General features: G+C 49.8%; 14 protein-coding genes. 13 read left to right on the top strand and 1 reads right to left on the bottom strand.

The window, feature by feature from the left end:
• The 9 genes from AC0LWM_RS03830 (at position 1) to AC0LWM_RS03790 (ending at position 13800) form a co-directional block, all read left to right on the top strand.
• On the top strand, positions 1-1836 hold the full coding sequence (locus AC0LWM_RS03830) for a DUF2194 domain-containing protein (protein WP_474673576.1): 1836 nt from the start codon (positions 1-3) through the stop codon (positions 1834-1836).
• 1 nt (position 1837) lies between these two features.
• Positions 1838-3295, top strand: coding sequence for a GT4 family glycosyltransferase PelF (gene pelF / locus AC0LWM_RS03825; protein ID WP_474673575.1), 1458 nt, complete (start codon positions 1838-1840; stop codon positions 3293-3295).
• Positions 3258-4679: an exopolysaccharide Pel transporter PelG gene (pelG, locus tag AC0LWM_RS03820; RefSeq protein WP_474673574.1), complete on the top strand. Its 1422-nt coding sequence runs from the start codon at positions 3258-3260 to the stop codon at positions 4677-4679. The genes pelF and pelG overlap by 38 nt, the downstream gene beginning before the upstream one ends.
• 27 nt (positions 4680-4706) lie before the next feature.
• On the top strand, positions 4707-6437 hold the full coding sequence (locus AC0LWM_RS03815) for a CotH kinase family protein (RefSeq protein ID WP_474673573.1): 1731 nt from the start codon (positions 4707-4709) through the stop codon (positions 6435-6437).
• Positions 6438-6448: 11 nt separating this feature from the next.
• A complete protein-coding gene (locus tag AC0LWM_RS03810; RefSeq protein WP_474673572.1) occupies positions 6449-8026 on the top strand; it encodes a CotH kinase family protein in 1578 nt (525 codons plus the stop codon).
• Positions 8027-8028: 2 nt separating this feature from the next.
• Positions 8029-8736: a polyphosphate polymerase domain-containing protein gene (locus AC0LWM_RS03805; protein WP_474673571.1), complete on the top strand. Its 708-nt coding sequence runs from the start codon at positions 8029-8031 to the stop codon at positions 8734-8736.
• A 31-nt stretch (positions 8737-8767) separates the two neighbouring features.
• Positions 8768-9439, top strand: a complete 672-nt coding sequence (locus AC0LWM_RS03800) for a DUF4956 domain-containing protein (protein ID WP_474673876.1) — start codon at positions 8768-8770, stop codon at positions 9437-9439.
• Positions 9440-9650: 211 nt separating this feature from the next.
• Complete coding sequence (locus AC0LWM_RS03795) at positions 9651-12887, top strand: GNAT family N-acetyltransferase (protein ID WP_474673570.1); 3237 nt, start codon at positions 9651-9653, stop codon at positions 12885-12887.
• Between the two features lie 28 nt (positions 12888-12915).
• Entirely contained in the window at positions 12916-13800 is an 885-nt protein-coding gene (locus AC0LWM_RS03790; RefSeq protein WP_474673569.1) for an amidohydrolase family protein, read from the top strand.
• A 108-nt stretch (positions 13801-13908) separates the two neighbouring features.
• Here AC0LWM_RS03790 and AC0LWM_RS03785 read toward each other — a convergent pair whose 3' ends face one another.
• Positions 13909-15582 carry a VanW family protein gene (locus AC0LWM_RS03785; RefSeq protein ID WP_474673568.1) on the bottom strand — a complete coding sequence of 558 codons (1674 nt, stop codon included), beginning with the start codon at positions 15580-15582 and terminating at the stop codon, positions 13909-13911.
• 247 nt (positions 15583-15829) lie between these two features.
• Between AC0LWM_RS03785 and ftsE the strand changes: the two genes are divergently transcribed.
• The 4 genes from ftsE to AC0LWM_RS03765 all read left to right on the top strand — a co-directional run bounded on the left by ftsE (position 15830) and on the right by AC0LWM_RS03765 (position 20260).
• Entirely contained in the window at positions 15830-16516 is a 687-nt protein-coding gene (gene ftsE / locus AC0LWM_RS03780) for a cell division ATP-binding protein FtsE (RefSeq protein WP_474673567.1), read from the top strand.
• A complete protein-coding gene (ftsX, locus tag AC0LWM_RS03775) occupies positions 16506-17423 on the top strand; it encodes a permease-like cell division protein FtsX (RefSeq protein ID WP_474673566.1) in 918 nt (305 codons plus the stop codon). Before ftsE ends, ftsX begins: the two co-directional genes overlap by 11 nt.
• A 34-nt stretch (positions 17424-17457) precedes the next feature.
• Positions 17458-18678 (top strand): murein hydrolase activator EnvC family protein, encoded by a 1221-nt coding sequence (locus tag AC0LWM_RS03770; protein WP_474673565.1) that lies wholly within the window; start codon positions 17458-17460, stop codon positions 18676-18678.
• A gap of 109 nt (positions 18679-18787) precedes the next feature.
• A complete protein-coding gene (locus AC0LWM_RS03765; RefSeq protein ID WP_474673564.1) occupies positions 18788-20260 on the top strand; it encodes a S41 family peptidase in 1473 nt (490 codons plus the stop codon).
• Positions 20261-20409: the final 149 nt, after the last annotated feature.

Here is a 20409-nt window from a genome sequence, read left to right as displayed (position 1 = left end):
ATGGAACCCAAATTAAAACTTAGCAATAAAATTACGATGATCTTGGGATTTGTTTTAACGATGGCCTTCGTGCTGCAAATTTCCCGTTCGGAATTGCTTCTGCGCTGGAGTGAGGATGGGTTATCCTCTGCGCCGGCCGGACTGCATAAGGTGGATGCGTTAAGTGCAGCAGAAGTTGCGAAATTGAAGCAGGACAAGACGCTTCTTGTTTACGATCCCAAGGAGCAGTACAGCGTAAAAATCAAAAATAATGCGGAAATGGTTCTCCATTCCATGAAGAGGCCGTACGAAGCTGTTGCACCCGATCGTTTGCCTTCCTCCTTAAACGAATATTCGATGATCATCATGACGATTACCGATCTTGGCCATCTTACCGATGTCAAGATGCTGGAGCGATACGTGGAGCAGGGAGGGCATTTGTTTTTTGCGGCTACGCCTGATGTGAACAGTTCGTTTCACCGAATATACCGGAAGCTTGGCATTTATGAGATTGGTGAATATTTGGTTACGAAGGACATCGAGCTTACGACAAACGTACTTTATAACGCTGCAAATATAAAATTTTCCGGAAAGGAATTTGAAGGGACCTCGATATATTTCGAATTGGAAGATCGCTGTACCGTTCTTGCGAGAACGACAAACGATATTCCCATGCTATGGAAAGTTCAATATGGCGAAGGAACCTTTATGGTTTTTAACGGGACGATGCTTCAAGAGAAAGCAAGTCGCGGGTTTTTCTCCGGGGCGATCGGGATGCTGACGCCGGATTTTATTTACCCGGTCATGAATATGAAATTGATGTATATCGACGATTTCCCTGCACCGTTTCCACAAGGTTTTAATGTGGAATTGTACAAGATCTACAAACGGAATATTCCGCGTTTTTTTAAAGAAGTGTGGTGGCCGGATATGCTTCGTTTGGCGCGAAATTACGATTTGAAATATACCGGTGTAACAATCGAATCCTATAACAAACAGGTTACGCCGCCTTTTAAGCAAGCGAGCGATTCGGAAATCAACAATTTAATTATTTACGGCAGAGAGCTGATCAAGAGCGGTGGGGAAATCGGACTGCACGGCTTTAATCATCAATCGCTAACCGTCAACGCGGAAACATCCAAAATATTCAACTATAAGCCATGGAAAAGCACCGAAGACATGGAGGCGTCGATCGCGGCGCTTGAGCAATATATTCATCAAGTCTATCCAAACTATAAGATACGTACCTATGTACCTCCTTCCAATGTCATTGACAAGTTTGGCAGGGAGGCGTTAAAGAAAAGCGCTCCGAGTTTGACGAATATATCGTCAGTATACATTGCGGACGCGGATAACAGAGCATACCATCAAGAGTTTTCGGTTGCGGAGGATGGGATTGTAGAATTGCCGAGAATTACATCCGGTTTCAAAATTGCCGACTTCGACAAGTGGACGATGATGAATGCAGTGAGTTCGATCGGCGTGTTTTCCCATTTTGTTCATCCGGATGATATTATCGACTATGAACGGAGCTTTCCTTACAATTGGGCGCAGCTGTATGAACGGCTCCAACAATTTTTATCGTTCGTCAGCGACGAATATGGCTGGCTGCGCAGCATGACGGCATCTCAAGCAAGTGAAGAAGTGAAGGCATACGAAGCCAGTTCGGTATATTTCGAACATAAGCCGGACCGCATCAACGGATATATTAATCATTTCTCCGGCGGCATGTACTTCATGCTGCGAACCGACAAAAAGATTAATCGTCAGCAAAACTGCACCGTAAAGCTGGTTGATGAGCAATTGTATATCGTGCACGCCACGAAGGAAAAATTTGAAATAGGATTGGGGGGATAACATGAAAATATGTATGATCGCCGAAGGATCATATCCCTACATTACCGGAGGCGTTTCCAGTTGGATACATACGCTCATCCAATCGATGCCAGAGCACGAATTTGTCATTTACGCAATCGGCGCAGAGGAGAAGCAACGGGGGAAATTCAAGTATGCGCTGCCGGACAACTTGACGGAAGTACATGAAGTATTCCTGGATACTTATTTGCAGGATGAATTTAAGTGGGGACGCGATATCCAATTGACGGAAGCGCAGAAGCAATCCATCAAGGCGTTAATCGGCGGCAGCCGGGATATTGACTGGAACATGTTCTTTCCGGCTCTGCGCAATGCGAAGGTCGAGTCGGTAACGGATTTCCTGTCGAGCCAAGACTTTTTCGACCTCCTGGGCGAGATTTGTGTCGAAAAGTACGCCCACGTGCCGTTTACGGAAATGTTCTGGACGGTGCGTTCCATGCTGCTTCCACTGTTCCAAATCGTACGGCATCCGGTGCCAGAAGCCGATCTGTATCACAGCGTATCCACCGGTTATGCCGGCGTGTTAGGCAGCATGGGCAAATTTTTGTTTCGCAAACCGTTTTTGCTCACCGAACACGGAATCTATTCGCGGGAACGGGAAGAGGAGATTATTAAATCCGATTGGGTGAAAGGGTACTTTAAGGACCTATGGATCGATTACTTCTATGCGCTATCCAAATGCGCGTACCAATCCGCCGATCAGGTGATCACCTTATTTAACCGGAACAAAGAAATCGAAATTGAGCTTGGATGTGCCGAAGATAAAATCCGGATCATTCCAAATGGCGTTCAAGCCGAGGATTTTTCGGGAATACCGGGCAAAGATCCGGACGATCCGCATGTCAATGTAGGGGCTCTGGTTCGGGTGGTGCCAATCAAGGACATTAAAACGATGCTCCAGAGCTTTGCGCTCGTTAAGCGGGAAGTGCCGAATGCAAAGTTCTTCATCATGGGCCCTTACGAGGAAGATTACGAATATTATTCCGAATGCGTAAGTCTGGTGGATGCATTGCGGCTTGAAGATGTTGTATTTACCGGAAACGTAGACATTAAGCAATACATCGGAAAAATGGACATGCTGGCGCTAACAAGCATCAGCGAAGGCCAACCTCTGGCGGTGCTCGAAGGTATGGCTGCCGGAAAGCCGTTTGTCACGACAGATGTCGGCAGTTGCAAAGAATTGCTTTACGGGGTCGACGATCGTTTTGGCAAAGCCGGGCTGATCGCATCGGTCATGAATTATGAACAAATCGGGCAATTGCTGGTCTACTTGTGCAAAAACGATAAAATAAGAAAACAGATGGGCGAGAACGGACTTGCCCGAGTCAAACATTTATATTCGAAAAAGCAATTTATCGAACAATACAAAGCATTGTATGGCGAGTATGAAAGGGGGAGCGGGCATGGCGGGAATCGGCTTTCAGCTGAGAAAATTGTTTGATAAACAAGGTCTTTTCAACATGGTCAAAGCTTATTCGTATTCATCGGTCATATCGGTCGGGCCGATGCTGGCATGCATGGCAATGCTGCTCGTCATTCAAATCATGCTGTTTCGGTATCAAGTACCGTTTGCTGAGCGTGAACTGTTCCTTGTTTCGACCGTATATTCTTTCATTTTTTCGTTTATCGTTACGAACATCATGTCCATATTTTTAACACGCACGGTATCGGATATGTTATACCTCAAGCAATATGGGCAAATATTGCCTTCGTTGTACGGAAGCCTGAAGCTTAATATGATCATAGCAAGTGTTCCTGGGCTTTTATTCGTACTTTTCAGCAAGCTTGAACTCGTCATGAAAATAAATCTGTTTTTATTTTTTATGGTTATGGTCATGATTTGGAGCTTATCGTTGTACATTTCTGCGATGAAAGAGTACCGCCGAATTGTCATGGCCTTTATGGCAGGCGCTTTGATCGCGATTGCCGGAACCTACGCCATCTTGGAGTTTACATCTTGGAAGTCTGCTGCAGCTGTGTTGTTTATCGTTGTTATTGGTTTCTCAACGACGGCGTGTATGCTGCTCGTGCAAGCGGACCGGTTTTTCCGCACAAAAGAGAAAGCCTCGGATTATTTGTTCCTGACGTATTCAGCGAAGTACAGGAAGCTGATTACATTTGGCGCTTTATCCGCCGTTGGATTATATGCTCATCAATTTATCCAGTGGTTCAGCGAAGACGGAGTCATAGTCGAAGGTTCGTTTTTATGGAATCCGGTCTATGATGTCGCCGTCTATTACGCATTTTTATCGGTCATTCCGACGTTAATCATGTTCGTTGTATCGCTTGAAACCTCGTTTTATCCAAAGTATCGCAAATATTACGATACGGTACTAGGCAATGGAACGATGAGCGACATTCGGGCGGCGCTGAAAGAAATGTACCGGGTATTGATGTACGAAATCTCGTTCATGATGGGGGTGCAGCTCTTTTTCTCCATTGTTTCCATCGCACTCGGCATCCGTCTTCTCCCACTGATTGGCTTTACATCCGAACAGTTGGACATTTTCAATATCTTGATATTCGGATTCTTCATGTACATCGTTTACAATGTCGTCTCTCTCATCCTGCTATATTTTGACGATCGCAAGGGCGTTGTTTGGCTAGCTGTATTGTTTCTCGTTTCGAATACCGTCTTTACGATTGTATCGGTCATTTCGAACGAACAAGGATTTTCATTTTTCGCGGCTGCCTTTCTGACGCTTGTATGTTCTTTTGCGCGTTTGCTTTATTATTTGCGCCGTATCAACTATTACACGTTTAGTGCACAGCCGCTAGTTAACAGAGAGAAGAAATCTATATTTAGCCGGTGGATTAAAGCGTAAATTAGAAAGGTGCTGCGAGGAGGAAATATGGGAAATCTGAAAAAATGGCTGATAGTGCCGCTTGCGCTCTCATTCGTGACGTTCACGATCGGGGGGTGTGCTGCTACTGTTTCAAATCAGCCTCCGATAACTACAAGCAATCCTGAAGTGCCGGAGCCGGCGGGAGAGTACTCGCCAAAACTTGAAGAAAATCGCTTGGTTTATGAGAATGACCAGCCGGGAACCCTTGTACATTTTTATTTAACGATTACCAAAAATAACTTGACCAATTTAAAACCTGCGACTTGGGGCGAACTGAACAAAATTACATATACCTCGCAAGATGCCGATATGCAATTGGATGGGATACTGCAGGAAGGAACGGCAGAGGGGCCGAGCAGCGGAATGTTCGAGTACGATGCGATGCATCCGAATGCGGTCGTGACGCTTCGCGGCAAATCATCCAGCCGTTCGCCGTTAAAATCTTATAAAATCAAGCTGCAGGATAATGCAGGCAAATGGCGGGGGCAAAAGTCCGTTAACTTGTTGAAGCATCCGTACGACTTGATTCGCGTCCGGAATACGCTAAGCTTCGAGTATTTTAAGCAAATCCCGGATGTTACAAGTTTGCGTACTCAGCTAGTTCAATTGCATGTCAAAGATCTGACTTCGAACCCGTCGAGCGATCGGTTTGTCGATTACGGCTTATTCGAGCAAATCGAGCAGCCGAATAAAGATTTTTTGCGCATTCATGGGCTTGATCCTGAAGGACATTTGTATAAAGCGAGCAATTTTGAGTTTTACCGCTATCGCGATCAATTAAAGTTGACCAGCGACCCAGGGTATGACCAGAAACAGTTTGAGAGTATTTTGGAGATCAAGGGAAGCCAGGATCACTCCAAGTTATTGAACATGTTGGACGATGTTAACGACATGACCCAGAACATCGATACGATTTTCGACCGCCATTTCGATCGAGATAATTTTCTGACATGGACGGCCGTCAACATATTATTTGACAATACCGATACGAACACGCAAAATTTCTTGCTTTATTCCCCTTTGAATTCCGATAAATGGTTCTTTCTTCCATGGGACTATGACGGAGCTTGGGAATACGACGAATTATGGGAAAAGAAGCGTGCCCAAGGAAACTGGAGGAACGGTCTTTCATTATATTGGGGCAGCGTTCTGCAAAACCGATTTTTCAAAAACCCCAAAAACGTTGAACAGCTGACGCAAAAAATGAAAGAGCTTAAAAAAATCATCACCCCGGAACGAACCAAACAGATCCTTGACCAGTACCAAAAAACCGTTACGACGTTCCTAAAGAGAGAGCCGGATATTTCGTATTCGATGGGGACGATAAAGGATGTAATGGAAGACTTTAAGCGAATTCCCGACATTCCATATCGGAGGGAACAAATATATTTAGCCAACCTGGAAAACCCGATGCCGTACTTTTTAGGCGATATGGTGCAGGAAGGGGCGCAGCTAGCGTTCCATTGGGGGCCATCCTACGATTTGCAGGGCGACGATATTACATACCATTTTCAAATCAGCAAAGATCCTGCATTTGAACATATCGTTGTCGATCGGAAAGGATTGCACGAGACGGAGCAAAAAGTCGAGAAATTGGAGCAAGGCAAATATTATTGGCGCGTGACCGCGATAGACAGCAAAGGACATGAATCTTCATCATTTGACGAATTGCAGGAAGAAGGAGCCAACGGAAGAAACATACACTATGTGGGAGTGAGGAAAATATTTGTAGAGTGAAGGTGACTCTATTGGATAAACGTACATTAGGGATCATCGTGATCGCAATCATCTTGTTAGGTTCCTTATTGATCTATGAACGTTTGCAGCAAACGGACGATCCCGGGGCGGCATCCGAAGGACTCCGAACTAACGACTCTCTAGGATCGCCGATTCATTCAAGACCAGGAGGATATTACGATAAGCCGTTCAAGTTGTCTCTTGAAAACGACAATCATGCTGGGCAAATTCGTTATACCGTAGACGGCTCCGAACCTTCGGCAGACTCCATGTTGTACGATAAACCGATCGAGATTTCCAATACGACGGTCATTCGCTCACGCATCATCGATAGCAATAAGAGAATGGGGCCGATTGCGACGCATACGTATTTTGTTCAAGAACAGGCTAGCCTGCCCGTCATGTCGATCATCACTAACCCTGAATTGTTATGGTCGGAAACCGAAGGCATCTATGTTTTAGGCAAAAATGCTTCTAAGAAACCCCCTCATCGGGGGGCCAATTTCTGGGAGGATCGCGAAATTCCGATTCATCTGCAGTTGTACGTGGACAAGCAGTTGGTCTTTCAATCCGGGGCAGGCGTGAAAATTTTTGGCGGGGAATCGCGAGCATTGCCCCAAAAGTCTTTGGCTCTTTACGCCAAGAAAAAATACGGCGCAGCCAAATTCGAATACCGTTTTTTTTCCGACTTGGGCATTCAGCGGTTTGATTCGCTGGTGCTACGCAATTCGGGGCAAGATTTTGCCAAAACTCATTTTCTGGATGGGTTGAATGCAACACTGTTGCAAGGCACGGGTCTTGATGTCCAGGCGTATAGGCCGGTTATCGTCTACTTGAATGGTCAGTATTGGGGTATTCATGATTTAAGAGAAAAAATAACAACGGATTTTTTAGCCGATCATCATGGAATTAAGCCGAAAAATATCGACTTGCTCGAATCGGGCGGCACCGTTAAGGCGGGCGATACCGATCGGTTTCATGAATTGATGGAATTCGTTCGGACACATGACTTATCGAAGCAAGATCATTATGAACATGTTCAGAAGCAAATCGATATCGATAATTTTATCTTGTACGAGATTGCGGAAATCACGATCGCAAACCGCGACTGGCCGGATCATAATATTCGATATTGGCGGCCGCGGCAAACGGACGGGCGATGGAAGTGGATTGTTTACGATACGGACCAAAGCTTCGGGGACCCGGCAGAAGATACATTATCCGTAGTACTGGATCCGAAAAATGCCAAATACCCTGTCAATGAATTGTTACAGAACTTAATGAAAAACGAGTCGTTTCGAGAACGATTCCTTAGGCAGTTTGCGTCGTATCTAAATGAAAATTTTCGTTCGGATTTAGTTACCGGTGCTATCGATGAAATTGCGAGAATGTTGGAACCGGAAATGGAGCGCCATTTGAATCGTTGGGGAGGATCGATGGAGCAGTGGGAGCAGGAGGTGCAGGCTTTGAAAAGATTTGCGGAGCAGCGTCCGCGTGAGATTGTGCATATCATTCGCAACCGGTTCAACTTGTCTGTAGATGAGATGAAAAACTACGGTTTTTCCGAGAACCGGGCGGAAGGAGATTAATGATGCAATTCGCAAACAAGAAGCTGAGACATGAGTTGAAATATTTTATTCATCATCATGAATATGCGGGTTTACGACAAAGGGTAGGTTCACTTTTGAAGCTGGACAAAAACTCGATAAACGAAGAAGGGTATCATATTCGGAGCTTGTATTTTGATAATATGTACGATACTTCGCTGCATGAGAAAGTGGACGGCATCTTTCAACGAAAAAAGTACCGAATCCGTATTTATAACAAAAGCGACAAAGTGATCAAGCTGGAGCGAAAAAGCAAATTCAACGAATTTGTATGCAAAGAGTCGGCCGGCTTGTCCAGAGGGCAATACGATTTGATCATGCAAAACGACCTCGATTTTCTGAAAGAATCGGAACATCCGCTGATGAGGGAGTTTTATGCGGATTGCAAACATTTGGCGCTAAAACCGTCCGTTGTCGTCGATTACATACGAGAAGCTTACATTTATCCGTTATCGGATGTGCGCGTTACCTTTGATAAGGCATTAAGCAGCTGCGTTCAATCATTTCAGATCTTTGATCCCGAACTGGTTACGACCCAAATGGTCCAAGAACGTAAAACGATTCTAGAGGTCAAGTATAACGAGTTTTTGCCGGGACATATTTACGGTTTGCTGCAAATGTCCGCAAGTCTGCGATCGACGATTTCGAAGTATGCGATTTGTAAAGAAAATAGGAAACTATACACTTATTAAAATGACGGAGGAATAACTTTTGGATAATCAAATGATCAATTTTAGCGATATTATCAAAAAAAGCGTTCTGCAGTTCGACGCTTTTAATAAAGTATCGCTGATCGAAATATTTTTCGGATTGTTGATATCGTTTTTGATCGGGATGTTTATTTATTTTATCTATCGCAAATGTTTCCGGGGCGTTGTCTATAGCCATAACTACAACATTACATTTGTCCTCATGACGATGATTACAGCTTTAGTCATTATGACAATCAGCACGAATATCGTTTTGTCTCTTGGTATGGTCGGAGCACTCAGCATTGTCCGTTTCCGAACGGCCGTGAAAGATCCGATGGATATTGCTTATATGTTTTGGGCGATTTCAGCGGGCATTGCGACGGGAGCTAAAATCTATCCGTTATCCATCATTGGGTCTCTAATTTTGGGAGGCGTGATCTTTTTATTATCCCGCAAACGTGACAAAGATGCACCGTACCTTCTAGTCATTCACTACAACGAAGCGGCGGATGAACATATTAAAGTCAGATTGCGCAAAATGCATCATGTTTTAAAATCAAAAACCGTACGCAAAGACATGACGGAAATGACCGTTGAAATCCGGCTGCGCGACGATAATACGGCTTTCGTCAATGAGCTGTCGCAGATCGAGGGCGTAGTTGACGCTGTGTTGGTAAGCTACAATGGTGATTACGCGCCTTAAAAACGAAAAGCGGTTGAGCAGATGCAGCATCCTGTTCATCCGCTTTTTTAATTAAAATACTACGTTTCGCCAAGCCAGCACGCTCTTTCGACAAAGGGTTGCATTCCTTTTTAGTTATTGTTTCCCTATCGCCCGGTTCGCGACCTCCTATATAATGGTATAAAATAGGAGCTTCGTCGGTTAAGCGAAGCTGGCAAAGGTGGGATACGAGTTGAAATCGAATTTACAATCCGATATCATAACGAATTCGCATAAACATAACGAGGAGCGTGCCGAGTCTTCGGAGAAGACCGGCAACATCGTCCTAGAAGCATGGAGGCAAGAAGCGGACGGCATCCGGATCGTGGAATATACGCCGGCCTACGCTCGTTCCATCGCCGATATGTGGAACAGGAGCCGCGAGAGTTGGGGCGGCAACCGGGACATTCGAACGGAGCAATCGGTTGTTCAAGAACATGCGAGCTCCATCAATTTGCATACATTTCTGGCGGTGGATCCGGAAGATGAGGTTGTCGGCTACTGCAGTTTTTCCGAATATTCGGAAGACGAAAATACGATGTATGTGCCCCTCCTAAACGTACGTCCGGACTATCACGGCAAGCGCGTCGGCCGTTCCTTGATCCAGAAGGTGGTCGAAACGACGGTCGCCCGCGGTTGTCCGCGGCTCGACTTATTTACGTGGTCGGGCAATACAAAGGCCGTGCCCATGTACAAGAAGTGCGGCTTCTTCTGGGAGAAGATGGACGATGCGACACACTTGATGAACTTCATCCCGGCGGTGCTGCAAACCGAAGCGCTGAAGCCTTACATGGAGAAGTTCGATTGGTATGCGGACGGCAAACGGGACTTGTCAATTCAGCCGGATGGGGAAAAAGTTAACGGCTTCGAGCACTATACATATGCGTGGTCCAAAGAAGGCAGCGCGCTGCGCGTCGAATTTGAAAAAAGCGGCCGCGGCATCCGTCTTGTCGAGACGGACGATTATTTGATCTACGCCGAAATCGATCACCATAAACTCGTATTCGGACGGAGCTACCCGGTCCGCTACGTGATGGAGAACAAGTCCGGCATACCGCTCCACATTGAGATTCGCGGCACGGACGATAAGAACATCCGGTTTTCGTTGGAACGTTCCGTGCAGGTCGACGGGCGAACGGTCGTTGAAGGAGAATTTTTCGTCGGCGCGATCGAAGAAGAGCAGAGCCTTTGGAAGACATGTCCCGCGGTAACCGCCGAGGTACGGATCAATGGCCTGCCCATGCGGCTCCGCACAGGGATTATGCCGAAGTTTCCGGTGAAGCTGGCATGGGTTAAAGCCTCCGACTCCCATGTGCTTCATAGACGCAACGAACTTTATTTGACCGTCGAAAATCAATATCGCGAAACGGTGCGTTTCACGGTTCAGCTGCCCGGCGACAACGGGATGATCGCATGGGAGCAAAGCCAATTTGAGCTGACGCTTCCTGCCGAAGGCAAATCTTCGGTAACGGTAGGTTACGAGCTTCTCCGTTTCGGCTTGCTCGAAACGGAGCTTCAGGTGCAAGTCCAGCCGGAGAATGGCCCATCCGTAGATTTTGCCAGAAAGCTGCATGTGCTGTTCAAAGGTCCGTCGGGGATGTTCGCCGGAGAAACGGAAGACGAGTGGATTATCGCAAGCGGGTTATTTTCCGTTCATCTGCATAAAAACGTCAATGAGATGTGGACGCATCATCCACATGATTGTTACGGCACCTTTTGGCCGTACCCGCGGCTCGGCCGACCTTTCTCTATGGAGTTCAGAAAGAAGAAGGCGAAGCAGGTCAACCTGTTCCGGGAAGACGATACGATGGTGCTGCAGGCGGTTTATGAATCCGGCGAATTTGCTCCCATCCGGTTAGTATACTGTGCAAGGCTGGAGCCGAGCGGACTGGTGGAGCGGTATTTCGAAGTGGAGAATGCCACAAACCTTGCTGCGTGCCCGGAAATGGGAAGAACCATCGAGATCGAGCTGCTCGATCCGGTGTACCATTCGTTCGAACGCGGCATTATTCCGTATGACGGCCGGTATATCGACTTAAAGGGCGGATACGCCGACGCAAACGAATTATGGGATATCGACAAGCTATCGGAAAACTGGATGTTTACGGACGGCGAGAAAATTTCTCGCGGCTTCACGTGGCATCCGTCGCTGAAGCTGATTCAATCCGGGTGGCATTACGCCTTCGAGCACGCGATCGGCGCGCTGGAGCCGGGTGCCCGGGTGCGTACGCCCTCCGTATATTTAGCCATCGGCACGTTCGCCGATTGGTACGAGTTCCGTTCTTACGCCGTGAAGCGGAAGGATGAGCCGAAGCCTGCGCTCGCCGATCATCTCGAATGGACGGTAAGCGAGCACAACCCTTTTGTCGTCGGACCGTGTACCGCTTCATTGACCGAACTTAAGAAGCAGCCGCTCGCCGGCCGATTGGCATTAACATCGCATGGCGGCTTATTCGCCGAAACGGAGAGAACGCTCGTCGAAGCGGATCAGCAGCATCGGGTTGAATTTGCGGTGCCAGTCAATCTGCTTGTCGGCAGCATCGATGTCGTTCAGCTGCGTTATGCTTCAGGCGCGATTATAACGGAGCGCTCGAAAGTCGTCATCCCGGTAGAATCCGATACGCATCCCGTTGAGCGCTTCACCCTCCGGGAGCAGAATGCCGACGTGCTCGTTTGCGATAACGGGACGCTGCGCATCGCAGCCGACCCGGCCTTCGGCGGCGTGATCCATTCTCTTCAATACGCCGGCCGCGAATGGCTGGACACGTCGTATCCGGAGCCGGGACCGAAATCGTGGTGGAATCCGTGGTACGGCGGCATCGGAGTAGAATTGCAGGATATGTCCGCATTTAGTATGCTGGAGGAGACCCGCAAGGCCGATTTTGCGGAGCTTACCGACAGTGCGGGCAATACGTGGGCAGGCATTCGCATCACGACGCCGATCGAGCGGCACGAGAAGCTGAAGGGCTTGCTCGTCGAGCAGTACTATTTGCTTCTGCCCGGCGCGCCGGTATTATGCTGCACGAACCGTGTCGTCAACCGGACCGGCAAACCGCTGATCGGTTACAATTGCACGACGAACGGCTTTATGAAGCCGGCGGAGTCGCTGTTTGACGGCTGGATCCGCGGCAAAGGAGAGACGGTATACCGCAGCGGGGAAAGCCGCAACAACATTCCGTCGGAAGGCGTGATTCGGTTCGGCGCGGACAGCGGCGAGACGAAGCTGCATGTCGTTACGAACGCTGCGCAAACCTATGCAGGGGCTTTCTCGAACAATGCGGTCATGAGCTGGTACAACGGGGGAGGACTTAGGCTTGCAGACGGCGGGGAAGCGATGACGCCGCCGGTATTCCTGCTGTTCCATAATGCAGAGCTGACGGCCCAGCAAGTCAGCGACTTATCGCGCATTTATTTTACATTATTGAGATGATATCCGGAATGAAAGGGGCGGCAAATCGATGACACCCATTATTGACGCGCATATTCATTTATCGCGCATTGAAAGCTTTCGCCGGACGGCCGTGGAGGAGTCCTTCGTCGATTATTCCGCGGCGGGGCTGAAGGCGGAATTCGACCGGTGCGGCGTCGTGCTCGGCATCGGCATGGGCGTCACGGAGCAAAAGCCGGGCGGATTTCCCGACCGGCGCTCGCCGAACCCGATGACGCTTGACCTCGAGGACCCGCTGCCGCCGTTCCTGCTCGAATGCGTCGGCATCAATCCGGTGCGGCTCGATTCGCCGCAGCGGCTGGTCGAGCTCGACCGCATCGAGCAGCGGCTTCGCCATCCGGACGTCGCCGGCATTAAAATTTACGCCGGCTACTATCCGTATTACGTGTACGACATCGTCTACGAGCCGGTGTACGCCTTGGCCAAGCAATACAAGCTGCCGGTCGTCATTCATACCGGCACGACGTATTCGCTCGACGGCATGCTGAAATACGCCCATCCGCTTACAGTCGACGAGCTGGCGGTCAGGCATCGCGACATTACGTTCATGATGTGCCATCTCGGTGATCCGTGGGTGCTGGATGGCGCCGAAGTGGCCAACAAGAACCCGAACGTGTACTCGGATTTGTCCGGTTTGCTTGTCGGCGAGAAAACCAAGTTCGGCCGGTTCATCGACGAACCGCTGTTCATGGACCATATCCGCCGGGCTTTAATCTATGCGGACAACTACGAAAAAATGGTGTTCGGCACCGACTGGCCGCTCGCTCCGATCGACGTATACATCGATTTCGTGCAGCGGCTCGTGCCGGAGCGGTATTACGACCACGTTTTCTACAGAAACGCGTTGAGCGTGTTTCCTAAGATCGCACCGCGATTGCAGGAACTCGGTTTGTAGATCGTACTGTACCTCCGGAATTGACGGGCAAACGTTGCCCTGAACGAAAGAAGCTTCCGAAGACCACTTATCGTGGCTCCGGAGGCTTCCTTTTTTGTTACATTTCAATTAATAATTCGGTCCTCCCACGCCGTCCTCGATCACGTTTTGCTTCAGCTTCTCCGACTCGATTCCGTCACTGTTTTTTTCTCCGCTATTGATCGCGACCAGCTCCGGCTGCGCGCGGTAATAATCGCGGGAGATCAGCTTTTTTGCCACGGTTTTGCCGTCAACAAGCTTCGACCGGTACGTCTCCACGACGTAGCCGGCTTTGCCGCGCTGCAGTACTTCCTGCTGTCCGACGGCGAGCGTGCTGTTCTTCACGTATTTGACCGGCGCTTCGATTTTTTTGATTGTCTGCGACTGGATCGTATACTTGACGTTCTCCGGCATCGTACCGAAAAACTTGACCGTCATCTTGTCGTTTTCCGTTGTCGTTCGCATGACGATGAAGTAGCCGGTCGTGTTTTTAAAGCGGAAATTGATGTAGTCGTCCGCGAAGGTCGCATCCTGGCCCATCGGCAAATAGCTGATCGGCAGCGAATGGTTGCGCCGCTCGACGATTTCCAGGCCGGTGCGCAGCGCCGCGTTATAGATCGTGCTGGATACTTGGCAGATCCCGCCGCCGATGCCGGGAACGAGCTTTCCGTTCAGAATGACCGGCGCTTCCTTGAAACCGTATTTTTTCTCCGTCTCTTTAATGACTTTCGCATAGTCGAAAATATCGCCCGGCGCGAGCACCATGTCGTTCGTGACTTTGGCGGTTGAGGCGATGTTATATAGGCGGCCGGAGTTACTTCCGCTAAGTTCTGTCGAAAACTCGACGATTTTGCGCTCTACGCCTTGCCCTTTCAGCTTCTCGAGTGTCAGCTCGGGATGAACCTCCGTAAACGGCAGCTCCAGCGATATGCCAGGGGACGCGTTCGCGGATTCGGATGATCCGCCTGTCTTTGCCGCATTGCCGGATACCGTCGAGTCGGTCCCCGAAGCTGTTCCCGAGTCCGTCCCGCTTGTCGCGGATGTCCCATCCGCCCCCGAAGTTGCTCCGCTAGCCCCGGCCCCGGATGACTCGTCCGCCCCTAAAGCCGCTCCGCTTGTCGCAGATCCCCCTCCCGTTCCCGAACCGTTGCCCGACTTCGAAGTATCCGTCTCCAGCAGAAACTGGGCCGGAATCATCTTCGTAATCGCCTCGTTCAGCTTCTTATAGTCGATCCGGTACGCATCCTTGTGGGGCGTATACGTGACTTTATCGTCCGCCGTAATCGTCCTCTTCGCGTTTATGGGCTTCTGACGCTCAAAGTCGGCCCAGCCCGCGCCAACCGCTTTGCGGATTGCGCCCGCCTCGAGCGAAATGTGCAGCGGCAGCTGCTTATCCATCGACCAGCGATATTGAGCGCGTTCCAGCACATTCCCTTGCTCCAGCCGCTCGATCGCCGAAATGATTTCCGCATCGTTGAATTTAATGCCGAAATCGCGCAGCGTGTACCGCTTCTCGCGTTTGACCGGCTGCTTCGACGCGATGACGACGGACCGCTGCCCGATCTTGTTCAGCTGTTCGTCCAGCTGCTGCCGGAATTCGGCGACGGACAACCCTTGGACGTTCCAATTCGCGATCGTGAGCCCTTGGGGGAGGGCCGTTTGCGTCGCATACTTGTAGATGGCGGCGAATGCACCGGCTGCGAGTAGCGCAAGCAGCACCGCGACAATGGAAATCGTGCGGACGAGCATCGGCTTTTTCAACAAAATAGCAACACCTTCTTCTGGATCATGGATATTCGTTCGTACGATTCATGTATATGCTTGAACCTCCGTGTGTTTTCCAGAAAAAAAGCCTTGCCGCAAGGACCGGCCAAAGCCCGGGATCGATAAGGCTGGGGTCGGCTTCGACCCTCCGAAATGTGAAAATATGTTGTCTTGGGGGGAATGATAAAGGATTTCATCGATTGACGTCGAATATATAAAGGCTAACTATGTACAGGAGTGATGGCTTGTGATCGAAATGCAAGACATATGGAAAAGTTACGCCGACGGCACCCACGCGCTGCAGGGCGTTAACGTCAAAATCGACCGCAACGAGTTTGTGTATGTGGTTGGCCCGTCCGGGGCAGGCAAATCGACATTTTTAAAACTTATATACCGCGAAGAGTTTCCGACGAAAGGCCAAATATTCGTAAACGGATTCAATCTGGGCAAGCTCAAAAATCGTAAAATCCCATACGTCCGGCGCAATATCGGCGTCGTGTTCCAGGATTTCCGGCTGCTGCCGAAGCTTTCCGTCTACGACAACGTCGCCTTTGCGATGGAAGTGATCGAGGCGCCGCGCCGCATCATCAAGAAACGAACGATGGAGGTGCTCGAATTGGTCGGCCTTAAGGGGAAGGCGGGCAACTTGCCGCAGAACCTGTCCGGCGGGGAGCAGCAGCGGGTAGCGATTGCCCGTGCCATCGTGAACAGTCCTGCGGTCATTATCGCCGACGAGCCGACCGGGAACCTGGATCCGGAAACATCATGGGGCATCATGAAGCTGCTCGAGGAAATCAATTTCCGCGGCACGACCATCGTGATGGCCACACACAACAAAGAGATCGTCAACTCCATGCGCAAGCGCGTCCTGGCGGTAGAACACGGCAAAATCGTGCGTGACGAGGTACGGGGGGAATACGGTTATGAAATTTAGCACGTTTCTCCGTCATTTTCGCGAAGGCGCAAAAAATATCGGCCGCAACGGCTGGATGTCGTTCGCTTCGATCAGCTCGATCTCGATATCATTGTTCATCCTTGGTGTCTTTTTGCTTCTTACCTTCAACGTGAATGCATTGGCGGACCAGATTGAGAGTCAGGTGGAAATCCGCGTTTTCCTGGAAGTGAACACAAAGCAGCAGCAAGTGGACGAGCTGCGCAACGAAATCGGCACCATCAAGGAAGTCAGCAAGGTTACATACGTGCCGAAGTCAGACGGGCTGACCTTCTTGAGGGACAAGCTCGGCGACGACGGCAAAGATTTGCTCGAAGGCTTGGACGGGAACAACAACCCGCTGCCGGATTCTTTTACGGTCGAAGTACATAATCCCGAGACGGTTTCTTTCGTAGCCAAGAAAATCATGGCCATGAACGAAACGCGCTCCCCGGGACCGATCGCCAGCGTCAAATACGGCAAAGGATATGTGGAAAATTTGTTCGCGGTGACAAGAGCGGTCCGCAACATCGGCTTGTTCATCGTATTCGGCCTCGCGGTCACGGCGATGTTCCTCATCTCCAACACGATCAAAATCACGATTCTGGCAAGACGCCGGGAAATTAGCGTAATGAAGCTGGTGGGTGCGACGAACAACTTCATTCGCTGGCCCTTCTTCATCGAGGGGGCACTGCTCGGCATTATCGGCTCGGTCATTCCGGTCACACTTCTGTTCGTCGCTTATTCGCAGCTCGTTGACCAGGCCAATTACGACCTCGGTCTCATGATGATTTCGCTTGTATCGCTTAAGAGCATCGGCTTGATGATCGCCGGGCTTCTCATCGCGTTAGGCACGCTTATCGGCATATGGGGCAGCACGATCTCCATACGCAAATTTTTGAAGGTGTAGTAAAGAAAGTTTACCGATTGCAGGAGGGAACACATTGAAACGTTACGTATTGACCTTTACGTTAATAGTGGCTATGTTGGCGGTATTGCTGCATCCTTATCAGAGCGATGCATTAACCGAACTGCAAAAAATCGATAGGGATCTCGCCAAGATTAAGAAGGATATGGAAGAGGCCAACGCGCTGAAACGTAAATCCGAAAAAACGATCAAAAACAATAAAGCAAAAACCGAACAGTTGGAAAACCAGAAAAAGGATACCGCCAAAACGATTGAGCAGTTATTTGCGCAAATCGACAAAGTCGGCGACAAGCTGGTCGCCATTAGCGACAAAATCCAAACGACGGAGGATCATTTGCGGGACCTCGGCACGCAGCTCCAGGATGCGGAAGACCGCATCAAATCCCGGGACAAGCTGCTCAAATCGCGCGTAAAGCTGATGTATACGAACGGTTTCGTCTCCTATATCGAGGTGCTGCTGTCCGCAACAAGCTTTACCGATTTTCTGGACCGTTACGATGCCTTGAAATCGATTGTCAGCCAGGATAAAGACATCTTGGAAGACAACAAGAAAGATAAGGAAGAATTAATCGTCAAGAAAAAAGAAAAAGACCTTCTGCTCGCCCAGGTCAAAAAAGACTATGCCGAGATGGATCAGCATAAGCAAGAACTGCTTGCGAAGGAGTCGGAGAAGGAAGAGTTGGTCAAGACGCTGTCGAGCCAGCAGCAGAAGCTGCACCAAGAGAACGAAGCGCTTGAGGAAATCAGCGAGGAGCAAGAGAAGCTTGTCCTTGCGCTGACGAAGAAGCTGTCCGAGCTCCAGAACAAGAAGAAAAAGATCGATTACTACAAAGGCGGCAAGCTGGCGCATCCCGTTGGCTCCGGCTATCGGATCACATCCGGGTTTGGCTACCGGACCGACCCCGTCACCGGCCAAAAAGGCAAGATGCACAGCGGCGTTGATTTTGGCGCGCCGAATGGCACAACGATCGTTGCGGCGGAATCGGGCGTCGTCATCCGGGCGCAATTCGTGAGCGGCTACGGCAACTGCGTCATTATCGATCACGGGAACGGACTGCAAACGTTGTACGGGCACATTCGTCCGAACGGCATCAAAGTCAAGGAAGGCCAAACGGTCAAACGCGGGCAAAAAATCGCCGAGGTCGGCAATACCGGCAAATCGACCGGCTACCATCTCCATTTTGGCGTAATCAAAAATAACGGTTTCGTCAATCCGCTGCCTTATTTGAAATCATAAACAGCCGACAATGACTGCACGGCGGTGAAGTTCGCTAATAAATGACGATGGCTTGTCATATACTAGACTGGAACGTTAACCCTGGTAGGGAAAAAGGTGGTGCAGTCAATTGCTGTTTAGAGGACGCACGGTCGTTGCGTTTATTTTGCTCACGATGTTCGCGACATGCCTTGTCACGCTTATGATGATCGACCACCCGATATTCGCGATGGACGACAGCCGCAGCGTAGCGGCTCCGGTAAAGCCCGGAGGGATGACGGACAAGGAAATCGACAAAATTAACGCGGCTTACAGCCTCATTGAGAAAAATTACGTTTCTCCGTTAGAACGGCAGAAAGTGTTGGACGGGGCGATCAAAGGGATGATCGATGCGCTCGGCGACCCGTATTCATCGTATTTGGACAAAGAGATGGCGCAGCATTTCGCCGAGAACATTCAAGGCTCGTTCATCGGCATCGGCGCCGAGGTCGAGATGAAGAACGGCAAAGTGATGGTCACTGCGCCGATCAAAGGATCGCCCGCCGAAAAAGCGGGGATTCATCCCGGCGATGCGATCATATCGGTAAACGGAGTGAAGCTGGAAGGGATGACGGGCAGCGATGCCGTCGCCAAAATCCGCGGGCCCAAAGGGACAAAAGCAAAGCTTGTCGTACAGCGCGAAGGCGTTGCCGACCCGATCGAAATTGTCGTCGTGCGCGATACGGTAGACGTGGAAACCGTTAAAGCCGTGATGATGGAGAACAGCATCGGCAAAATCGAGATTATCCAGTTCTCTCAAAATACGGGCGAACGGTTTAAGGAAGAGCTGGAGACGCTTGAAGCGCAAGGGATGAAGGGGCTCATCATCGATGTGCGCAACGATCCGGGGGGCATCCTGCCGGTCGTGAAAGGAATCGCGGAGTTGTTCGTTCCGAAAGGAAAAACGCTGTACCAGGTGGAAGGCCAAGGGAACAAGATCAAGTCCGTCCCGTCGGACGGCAGTTCGAAGCCTTATCCGGTGACGGTGCTCATCGATAAAGGCAGCGCGAGCGCGGCGGAAATATTGGCTGCGGCCATCCAGCAATCTGCCGGCGGCAAATTGATCGGCGAAACGTCGTTCGGCAAAGGCACGGTGCAAATGAACTTCTCCCGCGAGATGGGCGACGGCAGCATGATCAAACTGACGGTTGCCAAGTGGCTGACGCCGAACGGCAGCTGGATTCACGAGAAGGGAATCGTGCCGGACATGGCCGTAGTGCAGCCCGACTACTTCAAGGTGTTTCGCATTACGCTTAAGGACACGAAGCTTAAGCTCGAGATGAACAACAATGACGTGAAAAGCGCGCAGATTATGCTGCAAGGCATCGGATTTGATCCGGGCCGCAAGGACGGATACTTCAACGAGAAGACGCAGCGTGCGGTGAAGGATTTCCAGCAGCAAGCGAAGCTGCCGGTTACCGGCGAGATCGATCAAGCGACGTTAGGCAAGCTGGAAGAGGCCATCATCGAGGAGATCCGCAAACCGTCCAACGACGCACAGCTCGCCGCGGCGGTTCAGTATTTGAATGGCGCGATCAAGCAGTCTAAGGGCCATGACAAATAAAGGAGGCGCCGCAAGCAGGATTTCCGCTTGAAATCGTCGAATAGAAAGAGGAGGACTGAGTCACTCAGCCTTCTCTTTTTTTTGGCTTCCTCTTAGACACGAATGTATCTTTGTCGAAAGGGCTTCGATCAGAAGCTTTTCTTCTTATT

It is taken from the genome of Paenibacillus sp. sgz302148 (assembly GCF_056120465.1).
The sequence above is the reverse complement of the archived record's forward strand: the minus strand, read 5'-3'. Positions and strand labels throughout refer to the sequence as shown.